Raw genomic sequence first — 16,654 nt, 5'->3', positions numbered from 1 at the left:
CCATGAGCGAAGCAACCATTCCCCCGGGCACACAGGCCCCGGTCTTCTACGAGACCGACGAACATCATCACGACGCCGGCGGCAGCACCATGCTGGGCTTCTGGCTGTACCTGATGAGCGATTGCCTGATCTTCGCCATGCTGTTCGCGGCCTATGGCGTCTATGGCGGCAGCTATGCCGGCGGGCCGCAGCCGCACGAGATCTTCAAGCTGCCGCTGGTGGCGCTGAACACCTCGATGCTGCTGCTGTCGTCGATCACCTACGGCTTCGCCATGCTGGCGATGAACGACGGCAAGGTGCGCGCCGTGCAGGGCTGGCTGGCGATCACCGGCCTGTTCGGCCTCGCCTTCCTCTGCATCGAGCTGTACGAATTTTCGGAGCTGATCCACGAGGGCGCCGGGCCGCAGCGCAGCGCCTTCCTGTCGTCCTTCTTCACGCTCGTCGGCACGCACGGTCTGCACGTCACCTTCGGCATCATCTGGCTGGTGACGCTGATGGTCCAGGTCGGCCGCAAGGGCCTGATCGCCGCCAACCAGCGTCGCCTGCAATGCCTGTCGCTGTTCTGGCACTTCCTCGACGTGATCTGGATCGGCGTCTTCACCTTCGTCTACCTGCTGGGAGTGCTGCGATGAGCGCGGACACGCATCACGATGCGCATGGCGCACACGACGCGCACGATAACGCGCACGGCCATGGCCATGGCCATTCCTCGGAAGGGGCGCATGGCAGCCGCAAGGACTATCTGATCGGCTTCATCCTGTCGGTCATCCTCACCGCGATCCCGTTCGGGCTGGTGATGAGCGGCGTCATCGCCGACGCGCGGATCACCGCGGGCATCGTCATGGTGTTCGCGCTGGTGCAGATCGTCGTCCACATGATCTACTTCCTGCACATGAACTCCAAGTCGGAGAATGGCTGGACGCTGATGGCGCTGATCTTCACGATCATCGTGCTGACCATCTGTCTCGCCGGTTCGCTGTGGGTCATGTACCATATGAACCTCAACATGATGCCGAGCATGGACGCGAGCGCGATGTGAGCAGCGCCGCGTCCCGCCGTGGATGGGCGACCGGCGTCATGCTGGTCGTCATCGCGCTGCTGATCGGCCTCGGCATCTGGCAGCTCGAACGGCGGACGTGGAAGCTGGCGCTGATCGCGCATACCGAACGCCAACTCGCCAGCCCGCCCGTCTCCGCTCCGGGACCGGCGGGCTGGTCGCATATCGGCAGTGCCGATGCCTACCGGCCAGTCCTCGCCACGGGCCGCTATCGCCGCGATGCCGACACCTATGTCCAGGCGGTGACCGAACTGGGCGGCGGCTTCTGGGTGCTCACCCCCTTCGACACCGACCGCGGGTTCACGCTGCTGATCAACCGCGGCTTCGTGCCCGCGGAGCAACGCGGTCGCGTCGCCCCCTCGCCCGCCCCGCAGACGGTGCGCGGCCTGCTCCGCCTCAGCGAGCCCGGCGGCGCCTTCCTGCGCAGCAACGATCCCGCCGGCGACCGCTGGTATTCGCGCGATGTCGCCGCGATCGCCGCGGCGAGGCACCTCGGCCCGGTCGCGCCCTATTTCGTCGATGCCAGCGCGCCGACGTCCGGCTGGCCGCGCGGCGGCCTCACCGTCGTGCGCTTCCACAACAGCCATCTGGTCTATGCGCTGACCTGGTTCGGGCTCGCGCTGCTCGTTGCGATCATGGCGTGGCGGGTGCGCCGCCAGCGCTGACCGGCGTCAGTCGTCCAGCTTCGCGCCGTCGACGATCCGCTCCGCCCGCGCGCGCTCGGCGGCATCGGCGGCCCGCTCGGCCTTGGTCCGCCCGAACTTGGCGCGATTGGCTTCGGCAGTGCGCGCCGCGGCGGCACGATCGCGCGCCTTGCGCGCCAGACGCAGGTTGATGATCTCGGCCATGGGGCCCCTGATATCATTCCTCTCCCGCCAGGGGGAGGTGGCACGGCGAAGCCGTGACGGAGGGGGAGGTAAGGGCGGGAGCCGAGTTACGAAGCTCCCACCCCCACCTCCCCCTCCACCATTCGGCTGGCGCCGAACGGTCCCCCTCCCCCTTGCGGGGGAGGATTTAGGCCGCCGCGCGCGCCTCGGCTGCGCGCTTGACCACGCACCATCGCTCCCATTCGTCGCGTGCATCCGCCAGCGCGCGATGCGCCGGCACCTCGCGGTCGCGCACCTCGGCGAGCGTCACCACCTCCGCCACCGCGCGGCCGAGCAGCGCCGCCGGCACGACATCGCGCAGGATCGCGGTCGCGGTCGCGCGCTGCGCCTCTTCCGTATCGCGCAGCCGCAGCGCATGCCGCGGCAGCTTCGCCGCGCGCAACAGCGCACTCAGCCACTTGCCGTCCCACGACGGCGCGCTCGCGAACAGGTCGTGCCCGGTCAGCGCCGCGACCATCCGCTGCGCGACGACGTCATGGGCGGTGCCCTCCGCCTCCAGCTGCGCGCGCGGGATATGGTGGATCGCCTCGGCGGCGGCGTCCCAGTCGGTCCATTGCGCCGCCGGGCGGATCAGATGGCTTTCCTCGCGCCCATCCTCGAACACCCAGGCGACCTCGATGGGATAGCTGAGCTTGGCGAGCGACGAGGCTTCGAAATCGAGGAATACGAGCATGATCGGCCAACGCCTAAGCAGGCCGAAGGGCTGCGTCCAGTCGCCCGCCCGCGCGCCATAGCGCCCGCCGCCCGGCAGACATGCGGCGAGCCGCCGTACACCCTTCCCCGCCGCGCGACGCTCCCTATGATAGGGCTATGCCCGTGTTCTTCCAGGTCTCGACGATCGCCCAGACGATCCAGCTGTCGCTGGCGCCGGTGTTCATGCTTGCCGCGATCGGCCAGATCCTCAACGTCCTCGCCGGGCGGCTCGCCCGCGTCATCGACCGCGCCCGCATCCTCGAGGAGCGCGTGCTGACGGCCACCGAGGGCGCCGACCGGACTCGCAACATCTGGGAACTCAAGCTGCTCGACGAGCGCATGTCGATCATCAACGCGGCGCTGTTCCTCGCGGTGTCGAGCGCGGTGATGGCCTGCGTCGTCATCGCCCTGCTGTTCATCGCCAATATCGCGAAATTCCACATCGGCACGTGGATCGCGCTCGTCTTCATCGTCGCGGTGGCGTTGCTGATCTGCTGCCTCACCGCCTTCATGTGGGAGGTGCGCGTGTCGCTGCGCGCGATCCACGTCCGCAAGGAAATCCTGTCGTGACACCCGCCGTCGAACGGCGCGCGTTACAGGCGGTGGTCGCACTCGCCTGTCTGGTGCCGCTGTCGGTCGGCGGGCAGAGCGTGCTGCACGGCCCCGGCTTCCTCGGCCATCCGCCGGTGATCCCGACCGATCTCGACAGCCATTTCCGTTATATCTCGGGCATTTTCTTCGCCGTCGGCATCGCCTTCGCGAGCTGCGTGCCACGGATCGACGCGACCGGCCCGCGCTTCCGCCTGCTCGGCGCGCTGGTCGTCGCCGGCGGGTTTGCGCGGCTCGTCTCGCTGGCCCAGGTCGGCGCGCCGTCGCCCGGCCATCTGTTCGGCTTCGCGATGGAACTCGGCGCGGTGCCGCTCCTGATGCTCTGGCAGGCGGCGTTCGCGCGGCGCTGGCAGGCGGCAGGCCACCCACCCCGTTCGGCCTGAGCGCGCGCTGCGGCTCAGGCGTGCACCAGCGTGCCCGCCCCCTCCGGCGTGAAGATTTCGAGCAGCATTGCATGCGGCACGCGGCCGTCGAGGATCACCGCGGCATCCACGCCGGCCTCGACCGCGGCGACGCAGGTCTCGACCTTGGGGATCATCCCGCCGGAGATCGTGCCGTCCGCCTGCAATGCCGCGATCCGCGCCGGATCGAGGTCGGTGAGCAGGCGCTTCTCCTTGTCGAGCACGCCCGCCACGTCGGTCAGCAGGAAGAAGCGCGACGCCCCCAGCGCCCCGGCGATGGCGCCGGCCATCGTATCGGCGTTGATATTGTAGGTCTGCCCGTCGGCGCCCATCGCGATCGGCGCGATCACCGGGATGATGCCGCTCGCCGACAGCGTGTCGATGATCGTACGGTCGATCGCCACCGGCTCACCGACGAAGCCGAGGTCGACGTGCCGCTCGATCCCCTGCAGCGTATCGGGCGTGTCGCGCCCGACCTTGCGCGCGGTGACCAGATTGGCGTCCTTGCCCGAGATGCCGACGGCGCGACCGCCGGCCTGGCCGATCCAGGCGACGATTTCCTTGTTGATCGATCCGGCCAACACCATCTCGGCGATCCGCGCGGTCTCCGCATCGGTGACGCGCAGCCCGTCGATGAAGCGCGATTCGACGCCGAGCCGCTTGAGCATCGCACCGATCTGCGGCCCGCCGCCATGGACGACGACCGGGTTGATGCCGACCGCCTTGAGCAGCACGACATCCTCGGCGAAGTCGCGCGCGAGTTCGGGATCGCCCATCGCATGGCCGCCATATTTGACCACGAAGGTCTTGCCGGCATAGCGCTGCAGATAGGGCAGCGCCTCGGTCAGCGTTTCGGCCTTGGCGAGCAGCGCGGCAGTGGCGATGGAGTCGGTCATGCGCGCGCCTTTAACCGCGGATCGCGCGGGTTCAAAGCCTTCGCGCCAAGTCCTTCGAAGTGGGCGATCTTGGGGCGGGTAAACGACAGATCGTGAGTCCCCCCTCTCCCCACGCACTCCGTCACCCCGGACGTGTTCCGGGGTCCACCGGGCCAAAAGCGCGCGCTCGCGGCTCAAGCCCGCCTCCTCGCCGCGGAGTGGACCCCGGAACAAGTCCGGGGTGACGGGTGGACCGAAGGGTGGATGGAAACCGCCGCCCGAACCCCATGAACCGTCGCCGCGCCGCTACCGCCGCCCGTCCAGCCCCTCGCCGACGTCCGCCTGCGGCAGATAGCGCGGCGCCACCCGCGCCTTGGCCCGCTGCTCATAGGCATAGCCGGCGCCCAGCACCGTCGCCTCGCCGCCCTTGGTGGCGATGAACGACAGGCCGACCGGCAGCCCCTTGGCCAGCCCCATCGGCACGGTGAGGTTGGGATAGCCCGCGATCGCCGGCAGCTCCGAGGACGACGGCCCGCCATATTGGTCGCCATGCACCGGATCGCTCAGCCATGCCTCGGCATAGGTCGGCTCGACCAGCAGCCGCGCGCCGGCGCGGCGCAGCATGCCGTCGATCGCCTCGCTCGCCAGCTTGAGCGAGGTCGCCCGCGCCACCTTGTACGCCGGATCGCCGAGCCCCTTGGTCTGCGCCGCCGCCTCGAACGTCTCCTGCTGGAAGAACGGCATCTCCTCCGCGGCATGCGCGCGGTTGAAGGCGATGAGCTGGTCGAGCGTCCGCGCGGTGACCGCCGGCGGCGTGGTCGCTAGATAGGCGTCGAGATCGGCCTTCAACTCGGTCTTGAGCACGGTGAATTCCGCCTCGCCGACCCCGTCGAGCTTGGGCGGCTCGACCGGCACCAGCACCGCGCCCGCCGCCTTGAGCACCGCCAGCGCCGCGTCGAACCGCGCGGCGACCTCGACCGACAGCCCCTCGGGCCGCACCACGCCGACGCGCACCCCCGACAGCGCGCTCACCGTCAGGCCGGCGGCATAGTCGCGCGTCACCGCACCGGCCGTCGCCGGATCGGCGGGATCGGCCGCGACCATCGCCGAGAACAGGATCGCCGCGTCGCGCACGCTGCGCGCCATCGGCCCCGGCGTATCCTGCGAATGGCTGATCGGCACGACATGCGTGCGGCTGACCAGCCCGATCGACGGCTTCAGCCCGACCAGCCCGTTGATCGACGAGGGACAGACCACCGACCCGTCGGTCTCGGTCCCCACCGCCGCCGCCGCGAAGCTCGCCGCCACCGCGGCGCCCGATCCCGACGACGATCCGCACGCGGTCCGGTCGAGCGCATAGGGGTTGCGCACCAGCCCGCCGATCGCGCTCCACCCGCTCATCGCATGGCTGGAGCGGATATTGGCCCATTCGCTGAGGTTGGTCTTGCCGAGGATCACCGCACCCGCCGCGCGCAACGCCGCCACCACCGGCGCGTCACGCCGCGTGACATTGTCCCTGAGCGCGAGGCTGCCCGCGGTGGTCGCCATCGGATCAGCGGTCTCGATATTGTCCTTGATCAGCACCGGCACGCCGTGCAGCGGGCCGCGGATGCGCCCTGCCCTGCGTTCGGCGTCGAGCGCCTTCGCTTGCGCCAGCGCGTCGGGGTTGACCGCGATCACGCTGCGCAGCGTCGGCCCCTTGCGATCCATCGCCGCGATCCGGTCGAGATAGGCGCGCGTCACTTCGACGCTCGACGCCTTGCCCGCGGTCATCAGCGCCTGCACCTGTTCGAGCGACACCTCCTCGACCCGCGGCGTTTTCGCCACGGCGGGCGAGGCCGTCGCGGCGAGCAGAACGGCGAGAAACATCCGACGCATGGAACCCCCTGTGCTTTTCGCGCGATGCTAGGGCCATGACGCCGGCGCGCAAGCATCGTACCGCACGTTGACCCCCGGTTCCCTCCCCGGCACTCCGCCGCGTTGATCGAGATCAGGACGATGAAAGAGGCTCCGTGACGCGCATCGTAAGGATCTCCGCCGGCCTGCTGGTGCTGTTGATCGTCCTCGCCGGTCTCGCGGTGACGATCGTGCCGCGCTTCCTCGACCGCCTGTATTACGAGGGCCCCGCGAGCGCCCATTATGACGGCGCCCGCTTCTTCAACCCGGACGGCAGGCAGGACGCTGATGCCTCCCCCGGCGGCGGCGGTCGCGCCGGTTTCCTGTGGCGCCAGCTCACCGGACGCGACGGTAGGCCGCCATGGCAGACGCAGGTCGCGGTGACGCCGTCGCGCCCCGCCGCACGGGTCGCGGGCGAGCGGATGGTGGTGACATGGATCGGCCATGCCACCGTGCTGATCCAGACCGCCGGCCTCAACATCCTCACCGACCCGATCTATGCGCCGCACGCGGGGCCCCTCGGCTTCGGCCCGCAACGCGTGGCGGCGCCGGGCGTGCGGTTCGAGGATCTGCCCCGGATCGACCTCGTCCTCGTCAGCCACGACCATTACGATCATCTCGACCAGGATGCGCTGCGCCGCTTATGGCAGCGCGACCGGCCGGCGATCGTCACCAGCCTCGGCAACGACAGCGTCATCGGCCAAACCGGCGCGAAGGCGCTCGCGCTCGACTGGGGCGGCAGCGCGACGCTGACCGCCGCGGGGCTCAAGGACACCAGCCGCGACATCCGCTGCGATCCCGATAGCTGGTGCCCCGGCGACCGCGCGCAGGTGTTCGTCACGCGCAACCATCATTGGGGCAGCCGCTGGTTCACCGACCGCAACCGCGCGCTCTGGTCGAGCTTCGTCATCCGCCTGCCGAGCGGCGGCAACATCTTCTTCGCCGGCGACACCGGCTTCGGCGACGGCCTGTGGCCCGCCGAGGCGGCGGCCTATGGCCCGATCCGCTTCGCGATGATCCCGATCGGCGCCTTCCGCTTCCGGCCGGGGCAGATGCGTTCGGACGCCCATGTCGGCCCCGCCGAGGCGGCGCTGATCCATCAGCGCCTCGGCGCGGCGCGGTCGCTGCCGATCCACTGGGGCACGTTCCGGCTATCGTACGAAGGCTATGACACGCCGCCGAAGATGCTCGCCGCGGCGATGCGCTGCACCGGCGGCAGCGGCTTCACCGCGCAGCGGCTGGGGGTGCCGTTCGAGGTGGCGCCCTATGCGAAGCCGGCGACGGGCAAACCGATGACCCCGCCCGAGATGATGCGCTGTCTCGACACGCCCGCGGTGAAAGCGCTGCCGTAAAACATTCCTCCCCCGCCAGGGGGAGGTGGCAGTGCGAAGCGCTGACGGAGGGGGGAGGATACGGTGGAGCTCGCCGTTTGCGGAAGCGCCCCCTCCACCAGCTTCGCTGGTCCCCCCCCGCTGAAGCGAGGGAGGATTTTTGACTCAATCCACGAAGGCGCGTTCGATCACATAGGTCCCGGCCTTGGCGTTCGAACCTTCCTCGAACCCCAGACCGTCGAGCATCGCCGCAGTCTCGCGGATCATCGCCATCGACCCGCACAGCATGATCCGGTCGGTCTCCGGATCGAGGCGTTTCGCGCCCTGCACGGGATCGCCGAACAGCGCGGCGCTCTCGATCAGGTCACCGATCCGCCCGGTGGTGCGGAACGGCTCGCGCGTCACCGTCGGGATATAGTGGAACTGCGTCGCCGCCTCGTCCGCCACCAGGGGATCGTCGGCCAGCCGCGCCTGCAACTCGTCGTGATAGGCAAGGTCGCTGACCTGCCGCACCGAATGGACCAGGATCACCTGATCGAACATGCTGTAGACGTCGGGATCGCGCGCGAGGCTGAGGAACGGCGCAAGGCCGGTGCCGGTCGAGAAGAAGAACAGCCGCTTGCCGCCGATCAGCGCATCGGTGACCAAAGTACCGGTCGGCTTCTTGCCCATATAGACCTCGTCGCCGGGCTCGATGAGCTGGAGCTTCGAGGTCAGCGGCCCGTCCTCGACCTTGATCGACAGGAATTCGAGTTCCTCGGCATAATGCGGGCTGGCGATCGAATAGGCGCGCATGATCGGCTTCGCCCCTTCGCCGTCGCCGGGCAGGCCGATCATCACGAACTCGCCCGAGCGGAAGCGGAAGCTCGCCGGCCGTTCGACCGCGAAGCTGAACAGCCGGTCGTTCCAATGGCGCACCCACAGCACCTTGACGTTCGCGAACGCCTTGGTCTCGGGCAGGGTCTTGGGGGAACGCGCGTCGGTCATGCGATGGGGCTTCGGGTTGTTTGCGAAGGGATCGCATTATGAACCCGCGCTCGCCGGGTCAACCAAAGCAAAGCTTGTCCGCGCCCGCATTGCACCTGCGCTGGACGGACGGTCGCGATCGCCGGCCCCGCCCACCCATTACGTCACTCCGGACGTGTTCCGGGGTCCACCGGTCCACGGGGGAACGGCAGGAGGCTCCAGCCCTTCTCCTCGCCGCAGGGTGGACCCCGGAACGAGTCCGGTGATGGGGTGACGGGTGTGTTCACGGTCTGTTGCCTCCGCCCCCATGCGCACCCATATTCCCCGGTCTATGGTCATCCAGATCCGCACCACCCTCGACGAGCCGGAAACCGGCCAGAGCTTCGTCCCGCATCGCCCGGCCCGCCCCGAGAAGGTGGAGGGCGGGCGCCCGTTCAAGCTGGTCAGCGAATATCAGCCGTCGGGCGACCAGCCGACCGCGATCGCCGAGCTGACCGCGACCGCGCGCGCCGGCGAAAAGGACCAGGTGCTGCTCGGCGTCACCGGCTCGGGCAAGACCTTCACCATGGCCAAGGTGATCGAGGAATTGCAGCGTCCGGCGCTGATCCTCGCGCCCAACAAGATCCTCGCCGCGCAGCTCTACGGCGAGTTCAAGAGCTTCTTCCCCGAGAATGCCGTCGAATATTTCGTCAGTTACTACGATTACTACCAGCCCGAGGCGTACGTGCCGCGCTCGGACACCTATATCGAGAAGGAATCGTCGACCAACGAGTCGATTGACCGGATGCGCCATTCGGCGACGCGCTCGCTGCTCGAACGCGACGACGTCATCATCGTCGCCTCGGTCTCGTGCCTCTACGGCATCGGCTCGGTCGAGACCTATTCGGCGATGATCTTCGACCTCAAGAAGGGCGCGACCGTCGATCAGCGCGAGATCGTCCGCAAGCTCGTCGCGCTGCAATACAAGCGCAACGACGCCGCCTTCGCGCGCGGCAATTTCCGCGTGAAGGGCGACACGCTCGAAATCTTCCCGTCGCATTACGAGGACAGCGCCTGGCGCATCTCCTTCTTCGGCGACGACATCGAGGATATCACCGAATTCGATCCGCTCACCGGCAAGAAGGTGGCGAGCCTCAACAGCGTGCGCGTCTACGCCAACAGCCATTACGTGACGCCGGGTCCGACGCTCAAACAGGCGGCCGACGCGATCAAGCACGAGCTTGCCGAACGGCTTAAGGAGCTGGTTGCCGAGGGCAAGTTGCTCGAGGCGCAGCGGCTGGAACAGCGCACCAATTTCGACCTCGAGATGATCGCCGCCACCGGAAGTTGTGCGGGCATCGAGAATTACAGCCGCTTCCTCACCGGCCGCCTGCCCGGCGAGCCGCCGCCCACATTGTTCGAATATCTACCCGAAAATGCCGTGCTGTTCGTCGACGAGAGCCACCAGACGGTGCCGCAGATCGGCGCGATGGCGCGCGGCGATCACCGCCGCAAGATCACGCTCGCCGAATATGGCTTCCGCCTGCCGTCGTGCATCGACAACCGGCCGCTGCGCTTCAACGAATGGGACGCGATGCGTCCGCAGACGGTCAGCGTCTCGGCGACGCCGGGCAATTGGGAGATGGAGCAGACCGGCGGCGTCTTTGCCGAACAGGTCATCCGCCCCACCGGCCTCATCGATCCGCCCGTTGAGATCAAGCCGGTCGAGGAACAGGTGCAGGACCTGATCCAGGAATGCCACAAGACCACCGCCGCCGGCTATCGCACGCTGGTGACGACGCTGACCAAGCGCATGAGCGAGGATCTGACCGAATATATGCACGAGGCGGGCATCAAGGTCCGCTACATGCATTCGGACGTCGAGACGCTGGAGCGTATCGAGCTGATCCGCGATCTGCGCCTCGGCGTCTATGACGTGCTTATCGGCATCAACCTGTTGCGTGAGGGGTTGGACATCCCCGAATGTGGGCTGGTTGCGATCCTCGACGCGGACAAGGAGGGCTTCCTGCGCTCGGAAACGTCGCTGATCCAGACGATCGGCCGCGCCGCGCGTAACGTCGACGGCCGGGTCATCCTCTACGCCGATCGCATCACCGGCTCGATGGAGCGGGCGATGAACGAGACCGCGCGCCGCCGCGAGAAGCAGGAGGCGTATAACGCGGAACACGGCATCACGCCGACGACGATCAAGCGCAACATCGGCGATATCATCGCGCATGTGAGCCAGGGCGATCAGGTCACCGTGCCGATCGACGAGGACCGGCCGCACATGGTCGGCCACAATCTGCGTGCGTATATCGAGGATCTCGAGAAAAGGATGCGCAAGGCGGCGAGCGACCTCGAATTCGAGGAAGCCGGGCGGCTGCGCGACGAGATCCGCCAGTTGGAGAACGAGGAACTCGGCCTGCCCGTCGACGAGCAGAAGGCGCCGATCATGGGCCGCTCGAATGAAGGCAAGCCCGGCACGCGCAAGACGCGCTACGGCAAGGAGCAGAAGATGCGCATGGGCGGCCGCCGCGGGCGGTGACCGCGTCCTGACGGCGGTAACATCGGTGAGGCAGAACGCTACGGATCGGGAGAAAGGACGGCCCCATGATCCGCAGCTTCGCCGACGCCGAGACCGAGCGCATCTGGAACCGCGAACGCAGCCGCAGACTGCCGCCGGATATCCAGCGCCCTGCGCTTCGCAAGCTGCGTCAGCTCAACCGGATCGTCAGCCCGCACGACCTGCTCATCCCGCCGGGCAATCGATTCGAGGAGTTGAAGGGCGACCGCAAGGGAACATATAGTATCCGCATCAACGCCCAGTGGAGGATCACCTTCCGTTGGGAGGACGGGAGCGCGATCGATGTCCGCATCAAGGATTATCATCGATGACAGCGAGCGACTGCCGAATATCCATCCGGGCGAAATCCTCCGTGAGGATTTCCTGATCGGCAGCGAGATATCGACTGCCGAGGTGGCTGCCGGCGCTGGGATCGCCCGTGACAAGCTCGAAGCGCTGTTGAATGAACGGGTGCCGGTTGATGCGGAGTCGGCGCTTCGCTTGGCACGTTACTTCGGCATGGACGAGACGTTCTTTCTCGGCTTGCAGAACGACTATGATCTCGAAGAGGCCCGGTCGATTTACCGGGCCGATCTCGATCATATCGTACCGCGCGCGGCTTAGCCCGTCGTCAGGTTCGCGCTGCTCACGCCGTAATAGCTCGCCACGCGATCGGCATAGGCCTGATCGAACACCGGCGCGTTGTTCGCCCAGCTCGGCCCGCCTTCCAGCATGCGGCGGTCGATCGTCACCACATACAGATCGCGCACCGGATCAAATTGCAGCAGCTCGAACGGCAGCGGATAGAAGCTCTTGCCCATGCCGAGGAAGCCGCCGAGGCTGAGCACCGCATGCGTCGAGCGACCCGTGCCCTTGTGCACCATCAGCGCATAGACCGAGCCCACCTGATCGCCGTCGCGGCTTTCCACCTTCAGCGAATGGGCGACGTTCGCCTGGACGAGCAATTGGGTGGCGGTGGTGGACTGGGCGTCGGTCGACATCGGATGCTCCTGGTTGTTCGCGGGTGAACCGCCCGTCGCCCGCGCCGGTTCCACGCGCACGCCGCTTGAGGCATCGTCGCCCTTCCCGCATAAGCCGCGGGATGCGCATCCTTCCCGCCGCCGTCCTGCTGCTCGCCGCCAGCGCCTGCGTGCCCCAGCCGATGGCACCGCCCACCCCCGCCCCCCCGCCGCCAGTCGCCGCACTGCCCGCGCCGCCGGTCACGGCCGCACCGCGCGGCAGCGACTGGCGCGACTGGCCGCTGACGCCGGGGGACTGGACGTGGCAGCGCGACACCCGTGGCAGTATCGCCCGCTTCGGCCCGGCCGGCGGCGCGCGCCTCGCGCTACGCTGCGACGCCGGCCAGCGGCAGGTCATCCTGTCGGTCGAGGGCAATGCGCCGACGACGCTGACCATCCGCACCACCAGCATCGCGCGCGCGCTGCCCGTCCAGCCGGCGGGCGGCAATCCGCCGTCGGTCGCGGCGACGCTGGCGGCGAGCGACGGTCTGCTCGATGCGATGGGGTTCAGCCGCGGCCGCTTCGTGATCGAACGACCGGGCGCGCCGACGCTGGTCGTGCCGGCCTGGGCGGAGATCGAGCGGGTGACCGAGGACTGCCGCGGCTGACGCGCGGGGAGGGGACGAATCGTCGCGTAAAATCCGCTGCATTACAAGACTTGTTTACACCGCCCGACATGCGCACATTGCGGGTGTGGCCGGGTCCGGTCACATGGCTATCAACAAGCGAAAGGAGGTGATCCGATGTCTCATGGTTCAGCAGTGAGTTCGGTTCGGTTCGTTCGGGGGACTGGCTTCTAACGTCCGTTTGAATCGTGTCGGGGGGTATCCTCCCCCAATCAACGGCATGACGAGGATGACAGGGGTCCCATGGTTTCCCGGGCTGGAGCTCTCCGGCCGCTGACCATGTTTGGAGGGTGTCGGGCTGCCGGGAGGCGCACGGCACCCTCTTCTCATTTCCGGCTCGACGGATTCACTGTCCGGCCGTCGCGACGGCGATCATCGCCGGCCGCCACGCTATCCTATAATCGGGATATGGCTGCACCGATCATCCGCCCCTATGCTGCGCAGGATCGCGATGCGATACCGGCGCTCATCCTGCCGATCCAGCAGATCGAGTTCGGCATCGCCATCACCGTCGACGACCAGCCCGACCTGACAGAGATCGACGCTTATTATCAGAGCAGCGCGGGCGGCTTCTGGGTAGCGGAGCTTGACGGCGCCATCGTCGGCACGATCGGCCTCAGGGACATCGCCAACCGGAACGGCGCCTTATGCAAGATGTTCGTCGCCGCGCACGCCCGCGGGCGCCAGCTTCGCGTCGCGGTGGGCCTGCTTGAGACGCTGGTCCAGCACGCGCGGCAGGCGCGGATGCAAAACGTCTACCTCGCCACCGCGCGGCAGTTCGTCGGCGCACACCGTTTCTACAAGAAGAGCGGCTTCCGCGAAATCTCGCGGATGGCGCTGCCGCTCAATTTCCCGTTGATGGACGTGGATCGCAAGTTCTTCCATCTGACCGTCACCCCGCCGCCGGCCACCCCCGGTCGGGGCGCGACGCGGCTTAAAGGAACGCCTTCGCCCGGTTGAGCACCAGGTTGCACACCTGGTTCTTCAACTGCCCGCGCAGCGCGCCGAGCGACAAGGCCTGGCCGTTGGGGGCCTGCACCTGCCCCGCCTGCCCACCGGCATAGCCGGGCTGGTTCTGCACATCCCTCTGCCCGGTCAGTCGCCCGAGCACGCTGGCCGCGCCCGTCGTGCCGCCGGTGCCGGTGCCGAGCAGCCGGTTCTTGACGCAATAGCCGAGCAACCCAGCGGCATTGCCCGCGCCGATCGAGCCGATCTGCGGCAACGCGCCGCCACCGCCCAGCAAGCCGCCCATCTGCCCGAGCAGCCCGCCGGCACGCGGCGTCGTGGCCGGGGCGGGATCGGCGGTCTGCGCAGCCGCCATCGTCGGTGCGAGAAGCAGCGCGGCGGCAAGGATCGTCTTCATCATTCTCTCCCGGTCGGCGACATCGTTCCACCAACCGCCCGCCGCGTCAGGCGTTCCGCGCCGCGGCCGGATCGACCAGCCAGCGGGGCATAACCAGCGCATCGATCGGCCCTGGCAGCGGATGGTAAAGCGCCCGCGGCGGCCGCGCGACGATCGCGAAGCCGAGCGCCTGCCACAGCGTCACCGCGACATGGTTGCTGGCCATGTTGAAGTTGAACTGCATCGCGGGAAAGCCCGCCGCACCGGCCGCGTCGAACGAATGGCGCGCCGTCGCCCGCGCGATGCCACGCGGCGACATAGGCGGCACAGGCGACACGCGCCGCCACCCGCCTGATTGGTGCGAAAATAAAAGCTGCCGAGCATCACGCCCTTCCGTCTCGGCGACGAACACCGCCTTGTCGTCGCCGAACCCGTAATCGGCCAGCGCAGCGGCGCCCATGTCGTGATCGAGCGTATAGGCCTCGCCCGCCACGCCGACCAGGCGCAGCGTCGCTAGGCCGGATCGACATTAAAGCTTTCGAGACAATTCCCCCGTCAGGGGGAGGAATTGGGCGGAATGTCGATCCCGCCCAGCACTGCCCCCGGACGCGGTCATCGGCGGCACGGATCGTCACCATCGCGGCGCGGGCTTGGTCATGCCCCAGCAACCGTGGCGGGGTGCGATTGGTTCTCCCCGCATCCCCCGTCACCCCGGACTCGTTCCGGGGTCCCCCCGCCCGCAGGACGATCGCTGCGCTTCAAGCCGCTCTCCTCGCCGCCGAGTGGACCCCGGAACACGTCCGGGGTGACGGGGGAATGCGGGACACGATAGCGTCGACCGACCGCCGCCGGCGATCATTACGCCGGCGTCAGCAGCCTCTCGCGCGCGATCTTCTCGCGCCATATCAAAGGCGCGAGCTGGTGGACGTTCTGGCCTTCGCTGTCGACCGCGACGGTGACCGGGAAGTCGCTGACCTCGAATTCGTAGATCGCCTCCATGCCGAGGTCCTCGAAGCCGACCACCTTGCTGCCCTTGATCGCGCGCGCGACCAGATAGGCGGCGCCACCGACCGCCATCAGATAGGCGCTCTTCGCGTCGCGGATCGCCTCGGTCGCCGCCGGGCCGCGCTCCGCCTTGCCGACCATCGCCAGCAGCCCATGGTCGAGCATCATGCGGGTGAACTTGTCCATCCGCGTCGCCGTCGTCGGCCCCGCCGGCCCGACGACCTCCTCGCCGACCGGATCGACCGGCCCGACATAATAGATCACGCGCCCGCGGAAATCGACCGGCAGCGGCTCGCCCTTGGCCAGCATGTCGGCGATCCGCTTGTGCGCGGCGTCGCGCCCGGTCAGCATCTTGCCGTTGAGCAGCAGCCGGTCGCCATGCTTCCACTGCGCCACCACCTCCGGCGTCAGCGTGTCGAGATCGACGCGGATCGCGGCGCTGTCCGGCTGCCAGTCGACCTGCGGCCAGTCGCTGAGCTTGGGCGCCTCGAGATAGGACGGGCCGGTGCCGTCGAGCGTGAAATGCGCGTGGCGCGTCGCGGCGCAATTGGGGATCATCGCCACCGGCTTGGACGCGGCATGCGTCGGCCAGTCGAGGATCTTCACGTCGAGGATCGTCGACAGCCCGCCGAGTCCCTGCGCACCGATGCCGAGCGCATTGACCTTGTCGAACAGTTCGATGCGCAACGCCTCAAGGTCGTTCCTCGGCCCGCGCGCCTTGAGCTGCCCCATGTCGATCGCCCCCATCAGCGATTCCTTGGCGAGCAGCATCGCCTTTTCCGCGGTGCCGCCGATGCCGATGCCGAGCATCCCCGGCGGGCACCAGCCCGCGCCCATCTGCGGCACCGTCTCGACCACCCAGTCGACGATGCTGTCGCTGGGGTTCATCATCTTGAACTTGGACTTGTTCTCCGACCCGCCGCCCTTAGCGGCGACGTCGACCGACACGCGGGCGCCCGGCACCATCTCGACGTGGAGCACCGAGGGCGTGTTGTCGCGCGTGTTGCGCCGCGTGAACGCCGGATCGGCGAGGATCGAGGCGCGCAGCTTGTTCTCGGGGTGGAGGTAGGCGCGCCGCACGCCCTCGTCGATCACCTCCTGCAACGACAGGTCGCCGTCGAGCCGGCAATCCTGACCCCATTTGACGAAGACGGTGACGATGCCGGTGTCCTGACAGATCGGGCGATGGCCCTCGGCGCACATCCGGCTGTTGGTCAGGATCTGCGCGATCGCGTCCTTCGCCGCCGGGCTCTGCTCGGCCTGATAGGCCTCGCCGAGCGCGCGGATGTAATCCATCGGATGATAGTAACTGATGAATTGCAGCGCATCGGCGACGCTGTCGATCAGGTCGGTGGCGCGGATGGTCGTGGTCACGGGGCGGGCTCCTTTGCGCCCGCTTTAG

The 16,654-nt window shown here is 68.1% G+C and carries 20 protein-coding genes; 11 read left to right on the top strand and 9 right to left on the bottom strand.

What is annotated here, in order from left to right; genetic code table 11:
* Positions 1-2: 2 nt before the first annotated feature.
* Genes cyoC through HD841_RS05045 form a run of 3 tightly spaced genes read left to right on the top strand, consistent with a single transcriptional unit; the run spans position 3 to position 1,722 of the window.
* Entirely contained in the window at positions 3-632 is a 630-nt protein-coding gene (cyoC, locus tag HD841_RS05055; protein ID WP_179507742.1) for a cytochrome o ubiquinol oxidase subunit III, read from the top strand.
* A complete protein-coding gene (gene cyoD / locus HD841_RS05050; protein ID WP_179507741.1) occupies positions 629-1,039 on the top strand; it encodes a cytochrome o ubiquinol oxidase subunit IV in 411 nt (136 codons plus the stop codon). Before cyoC ends, cyoD begins: the two co-directional genes overlap by 4 nt.
* 38 nt (positions 1,040-1,077) lie before the next feature.
* Positions 1,078-1,722, top strand: a complete 645-nt coding sequence (locus HD841_RS05045) for an SURF1 family protein (protein WP_179508114.1) — start codon at positions 1,078-1,080, stop codon at positions 1,720-1,722.
* 6 nt (positions 1,723-1,728) lie between these two features.
* On the opposite strand, the gene HD841_RS05040 is transcribed toward HD841_RS05045, so the two are convergent.
* Both HD841_RS05040 and HD841_RS05035 read right to left on the bottom strand, forming a co-directional pair.
* Positions 1,729-1,905: a DUF4169 family protein gene (locus HD841_RS05040; RefSeq protein ID WP_179507740.1), complete on the bottom strand. Its 177-nt coding sequence runs from the start codon at positions 1,903-1,905 to the stop codon at positions 1,729-1,731.
* A 166-nt stretch (positions 1,906-2,071) separates the two neighbouring features.
* Positions 2,072-2,617 carry a 3'-5' exonuclease gene (locus tag HD841_RS05035; RefSeq protein ID WP_179507739.1) on the bottom strand — a complete coding sequence of 182 codons (546 nt, stop codon included), beginning with the start codon at positions 2,615-2,617 and terminating at the stop codon, positions 2,072-2,074.
* A gap of 137 nt (positions 2,618-2,754) precedes the next feature.
* On the opposite strand from HD841_RS05035, the gene HD841_RS05030 reads away from it, so the two are divergent.
* Positions 2,755-3,207, top strand: coding sequence for a DUF2721 domain-containing protein (locus tag HD841_RS05030; protein WP_179507738.1), 453 nt, complete (start codon positions 2,755-2,757; stop codon positions 3,205-3,207).
* A complete protein-coding gene (locus tag HD841_RS05025) occupies positions 3,204-3,629 on the top strand; it encodes a DUF4345 domain-containing protein (RefSeq protein ID WP_179507737.1) in 426 nt (141 codons plus the stop codon). The genes HD841_RS05030 and HD841_RS05025 overlap by 4 nt, the downstream gene beginning before the upstream one ends.
* A 14-nt stretch (positions 3,630-3,643) precedes the next feature.
* Here the strand turns inward: HD841_RS05025 and argB are convergent, their stop codons facing one another.
* Complete coding sequence (gene argB / locus HD841_RS05020; RefSeq protein ID WP_179507736.1) at positions 3,644-4,543, bottom strand: acetylglutamate kinase; 900 nt, start codon at positions 4,541-4,543, stop codon at positions 3,644-3,646.
* Between the two features lie 285 nt (positions 4,544-4,828).
* The gene (locus HD841_RS05015) at positions 4,829-6,391 is read right to left on the bottom strand and encodes an amidase (RefSeq protein WP_218845428.1); all 1,563 of its coding nucleotides are present in this window, start codon (positions 6,389-6,391) and stop codon (positions 4,829-4,831) included.
* Positions 6,392-6,543: 152 nt separating this feature from the next.
* Here HD841_RS05015 and HD841_RS05010 point away from each other — a divergent pair, with 152 nt between their 5' ends.
* Entirely contained in the window at positions 6,544-7,770 is a 1,227-nt protein-coding gene (locus HD841_RS05010; protein WP_373562955.1) for an MBL fold metallo-hydrolase, read from the top strand.
* A 144-nt stretch (positions 7,771-7,914) separates the two neighbouring features.
* Here HD841_RS05010 and HD841_RS05005 read toward each other — a convergent pair whose 3' ends face one another.
* The gene (locus HD841_RS05005; protein WP_179507733.1) at positions 7,915-8,736 is read right to left on the bottom strand and encodes a ferredoxin--NADP reductase; all 822 of its coding nucleotides are present in this window, start codon (positions 8,734-8,736) and stop codon (positions 7,915-7,917) included.
* Between the two features lie 310 nt (positions 8,737-9,046).
* Between HD841_RS05005 and uvrB the strand changes: the two genes are divergently transcribed.
* The 3 genes from uvrB to HD841_RS04990 all read left to right on the top strand — a co-directional run bounded on the left by uvrB (position 9,047) and on the right by HD841_RS04990 (position 11,884).
* Positions 9,047-11,242, top strand: a complete 2,196-nt coding sequence (gene uvrB / locus HD841_RS05000) for an excinuclease ABC subunit UvrB (protein ID WP_179507732.1) — start codon at positions 9,047-9,049, stop codon at positions 11,240-11,242.
* A 65-nt stretch (positions 11,243-11,307) separates the two neighbouring features.
* Complete coding sequence (locus HD841_RS04995; RefSeq protein ID WP_179507731.1) at positions 11,308-11,592, top strand: type II toxin-antitoxin system RelE/ParE family toxin; 285 nt, start codon at positions 11,308-11,310, stop codon at positions 11,590-11,592.
* Positions 11,564-11,884, top strand: a complete 321-nt coding sequence (locus HD841_RS04990) for a HigA family addiction module antitoxin (protein WP_179507730.1) — start codon at positions 11,564-11,566, stop codon at positions 11,882-11,884. The genes HD841_RS04995 and HD841_RS04990 overlap by 29 nt, the downstream gene beginning before the upstream one ends.
* Here the strand turns inward: HD841_RS04990 and HD841_RS04985 are convergent.
* On the bottom strand, positions 11,881-12,261 hold the full coding sequence (locus tag HD841_RS04985; RefSeq protein WP_179507729.1) for a PRC-barrel domain-containing protein: 381 nt from the start codon (positions 12,259-12,261) through the stop codon (positions 11,881-11,883). The two genes, HD841_RS04990 and HD841_RS04985, sit on opposite strands and share 4 nt — an antisense overlap.
* Positions 12,262-12,362: 101 nt before the next feature.
* Here HD841_RS04985 and HD841_RS04980 point away from each other — a divergent pair, with 101 nt between their 5' ends.
* Both HD841_RS04980 and HD841_RS04975 read left to right on the top strand, forming a co-directional pair.
* Positions 12,363-12,887 carry a hypothetical protein gene (locus HD841_RS04980; RefSeq protein WP_179507728.1) on the top strand — a complete coding sequence of 175 codons (525 nt, stop codon included), beginning with the start codon at positions 12,363-12,365 and terminating at the stop codon, positions 12,885-12,887.
* Positions 12,888-13,313: 426 nt separating this feature from the next.
* Positions 13,314-13,865: a GNAT family N-acetyltransferase gene (locus HD841_RS04975; protein ID WP_179507727.1), complete on the top strand. Its 552-nt coding sequence runs from the start codon at positions 13,314-13,316 to the stop codon at positions 13,863-13,865.
* On the opposite strand, the gene HD841_RS04970 is transcribed toward HD841_RS04975, so the two are convergent.
* The 3 genes from HD841_RS04970 to HD841_RS04960 all read right to left on the bottom strand — a co-directional run bounded on the left by HD841_RS04970 (position 13,840) and on the right by HD841_RS04960 (position 16,626).
* Complete coding sequence (locus HD841_RS04970) at positions 13,840-14,268, bottom strand: DUF2501 domain-containing protein (protein ID WP_179507726.1); 429 nt, start codon at positions 14,266-14,268, stop codon at positions 13,840-13,842. The two genes, HD841_RS04975 and HD841_RS04970, sit on opposite strands and share 26 nt — an antisense overlap.
* Positions 14,269-14,314: 46 nt before the next feature.
* On the bottom strand, positions 14,315-14,740 hold the full coding sequence (locus HD841_RS04965; protein ID WP_218845365.1) for a GNAT family N-acetyltransferase: 426 nt from the start codon (positions 14,738-14,740) through the stop codon (positions 14,315-14,317).
* Between the two features lie 365 nt (positions 14,741-15,105).
* Complete coding sequence (locus HD841_RS04960; protein WP_179507725.1) at positions 15,106-16,626, bottom strand: fumarate hydratase; 1,521 nt, start codon at positions 16,624-16,626, stop codon at positions 15,106-15,108.
* Between the last annotated feature and the right edge of the window lie 28 nt (positions 16,627-16,654).

The sequence above is a fragment of the Sphingomonas melonis genome (genome assembly GCF_013409985.1).
GTDB lineage: Bacteria > Pseudomonadota > Alphaproteobacteria > Sphingomonadales > Sphingomonadaceae > Sphingomonas > Sphingomonas melonis_A.
Note: the sequence above shows the minus strand (reverse complement) of the source record. Positions and strands in the feature narration are given on the sequence as shown.

What these genes read in the sequence shown, in the direction of transcription:
- uvrB (WP_179507732.1), top strand. Translation starts at nt 9,047, where the DNA reads ATGGTCATCCAGATCCGCACCACCCTCGACGAGCCGGAAACCGGCCAG.
- HD841_RS04975 (WP_179507727.1), top strand. Translation starts at nt 13,314, where the DNA reads ATGGCTGCACCGATCATCCGCCCCTATGCTGCGCAGGATCGCGATGCG.
- HD841_RS04970 (WP_179507726.1), bottom strand. Translation starts at nt 14,268, where the DNA reads ATGAAGACGATCCTTGCCGCCGCGCTGCTTCTCGCACCGACGATGGCG.
- HD841_RS04990 (WP_179507730.1), top strand. Translation starts at nt 11,564, where the DNA reads ATGTCCGCATCAAGGATTATCATCGATGACAGCGAGCGACTGCCGAAT.
- HD841_RS05045 (WP_179508114.1), top strand. Translation starts at nt 1,078, where the DNA reads ATGCTGGTCGTCATCGCGCTGCTGATCGGCCTCGGCATCTGGCAGCTC.
- HD841_RS05030 (WP_179507738.1), top strand. Translation starts at nt 2,755, where the DNA reads ATGCCCGTGTTCTTCCAGGTCTCGACGATCGCCCAGACGATCCAGCTG.
- cyoD (WP_179507741.1), top strand. Translation starts at nt 629, where the DNA reads ATGAGCGCGGACACGCATCACGATGCGCATGGCGCACACGACGCGCAC.
- HD841_RS05005 (WP_179507733.1), bottom strand. Translation starts at nt 8,736, where the DNA reads ATGACCGACGCGCGTTCCCCCAAGACCCTGCCCGAGACCAAGGCGTTC.
- HD841_RS04985 (WP_179507729.1), bottom strand. Translation starts at nt 12,261, where the DNA reads ATGTCGACCGACGCCCAGTCCACCACCGCCACCCAATTGCTCGTCCAG.
- HD841_RS05035 (WP_179507739.1), bottom strand. Translation starts at nt 2,617, where the DNA reads ATGCTCGTATTCCTCGATTTCGAAGCCTCGTCGCTCGCCAAGCTCAGC.
- cyoC (WP_179507742.1), top strand. Translation starts at nt 3, where the DNA reads ATGAGCGAAGCAACCATTCCCCCGGGCACACAGGCCCCGGTCTTCTAC.
- HD841_RS04980 (WP_179507728.1), top strand. Translation starts at nt 12,363, where the DNA reads ATGCGCATCCTTCCCGCCGCCGTCCTGCTGCTCGCCGCCAGCGCCTGC.
- HD841_RS04995 (WP_179507731.1), top strand. Translation starts at nt 11,308, where the DNA reads ATGATCCGCAGCTTCGCCGACGCCGAGACCGAGCGCATCTGGAACCGC.
- HD841_RS05015 (WP_218845428.1), bottom strand. Translation starts at nt 6,391, where the DNA reads ATGTTTCTCGCCGTTCTGCTCGCCGCGACGGCCTCGCCCGCCGTGGCG.
- HD841_RS05040 (WP_179507740.1), bottom strand. Translation starts at nt 1,905, where the DNA reads ATGGCCGAGATCATCAACCTGCGTCTGGCGCGCAAGGCGCGCGATCGT.
- argB (WP_179507736.1), bottom strand. Translation starts at nt 4,543, where the DNA reads ATGACCGACTCCATCGCCACTGCCGCGCTGCTCGCCAAGGCCGAAACG.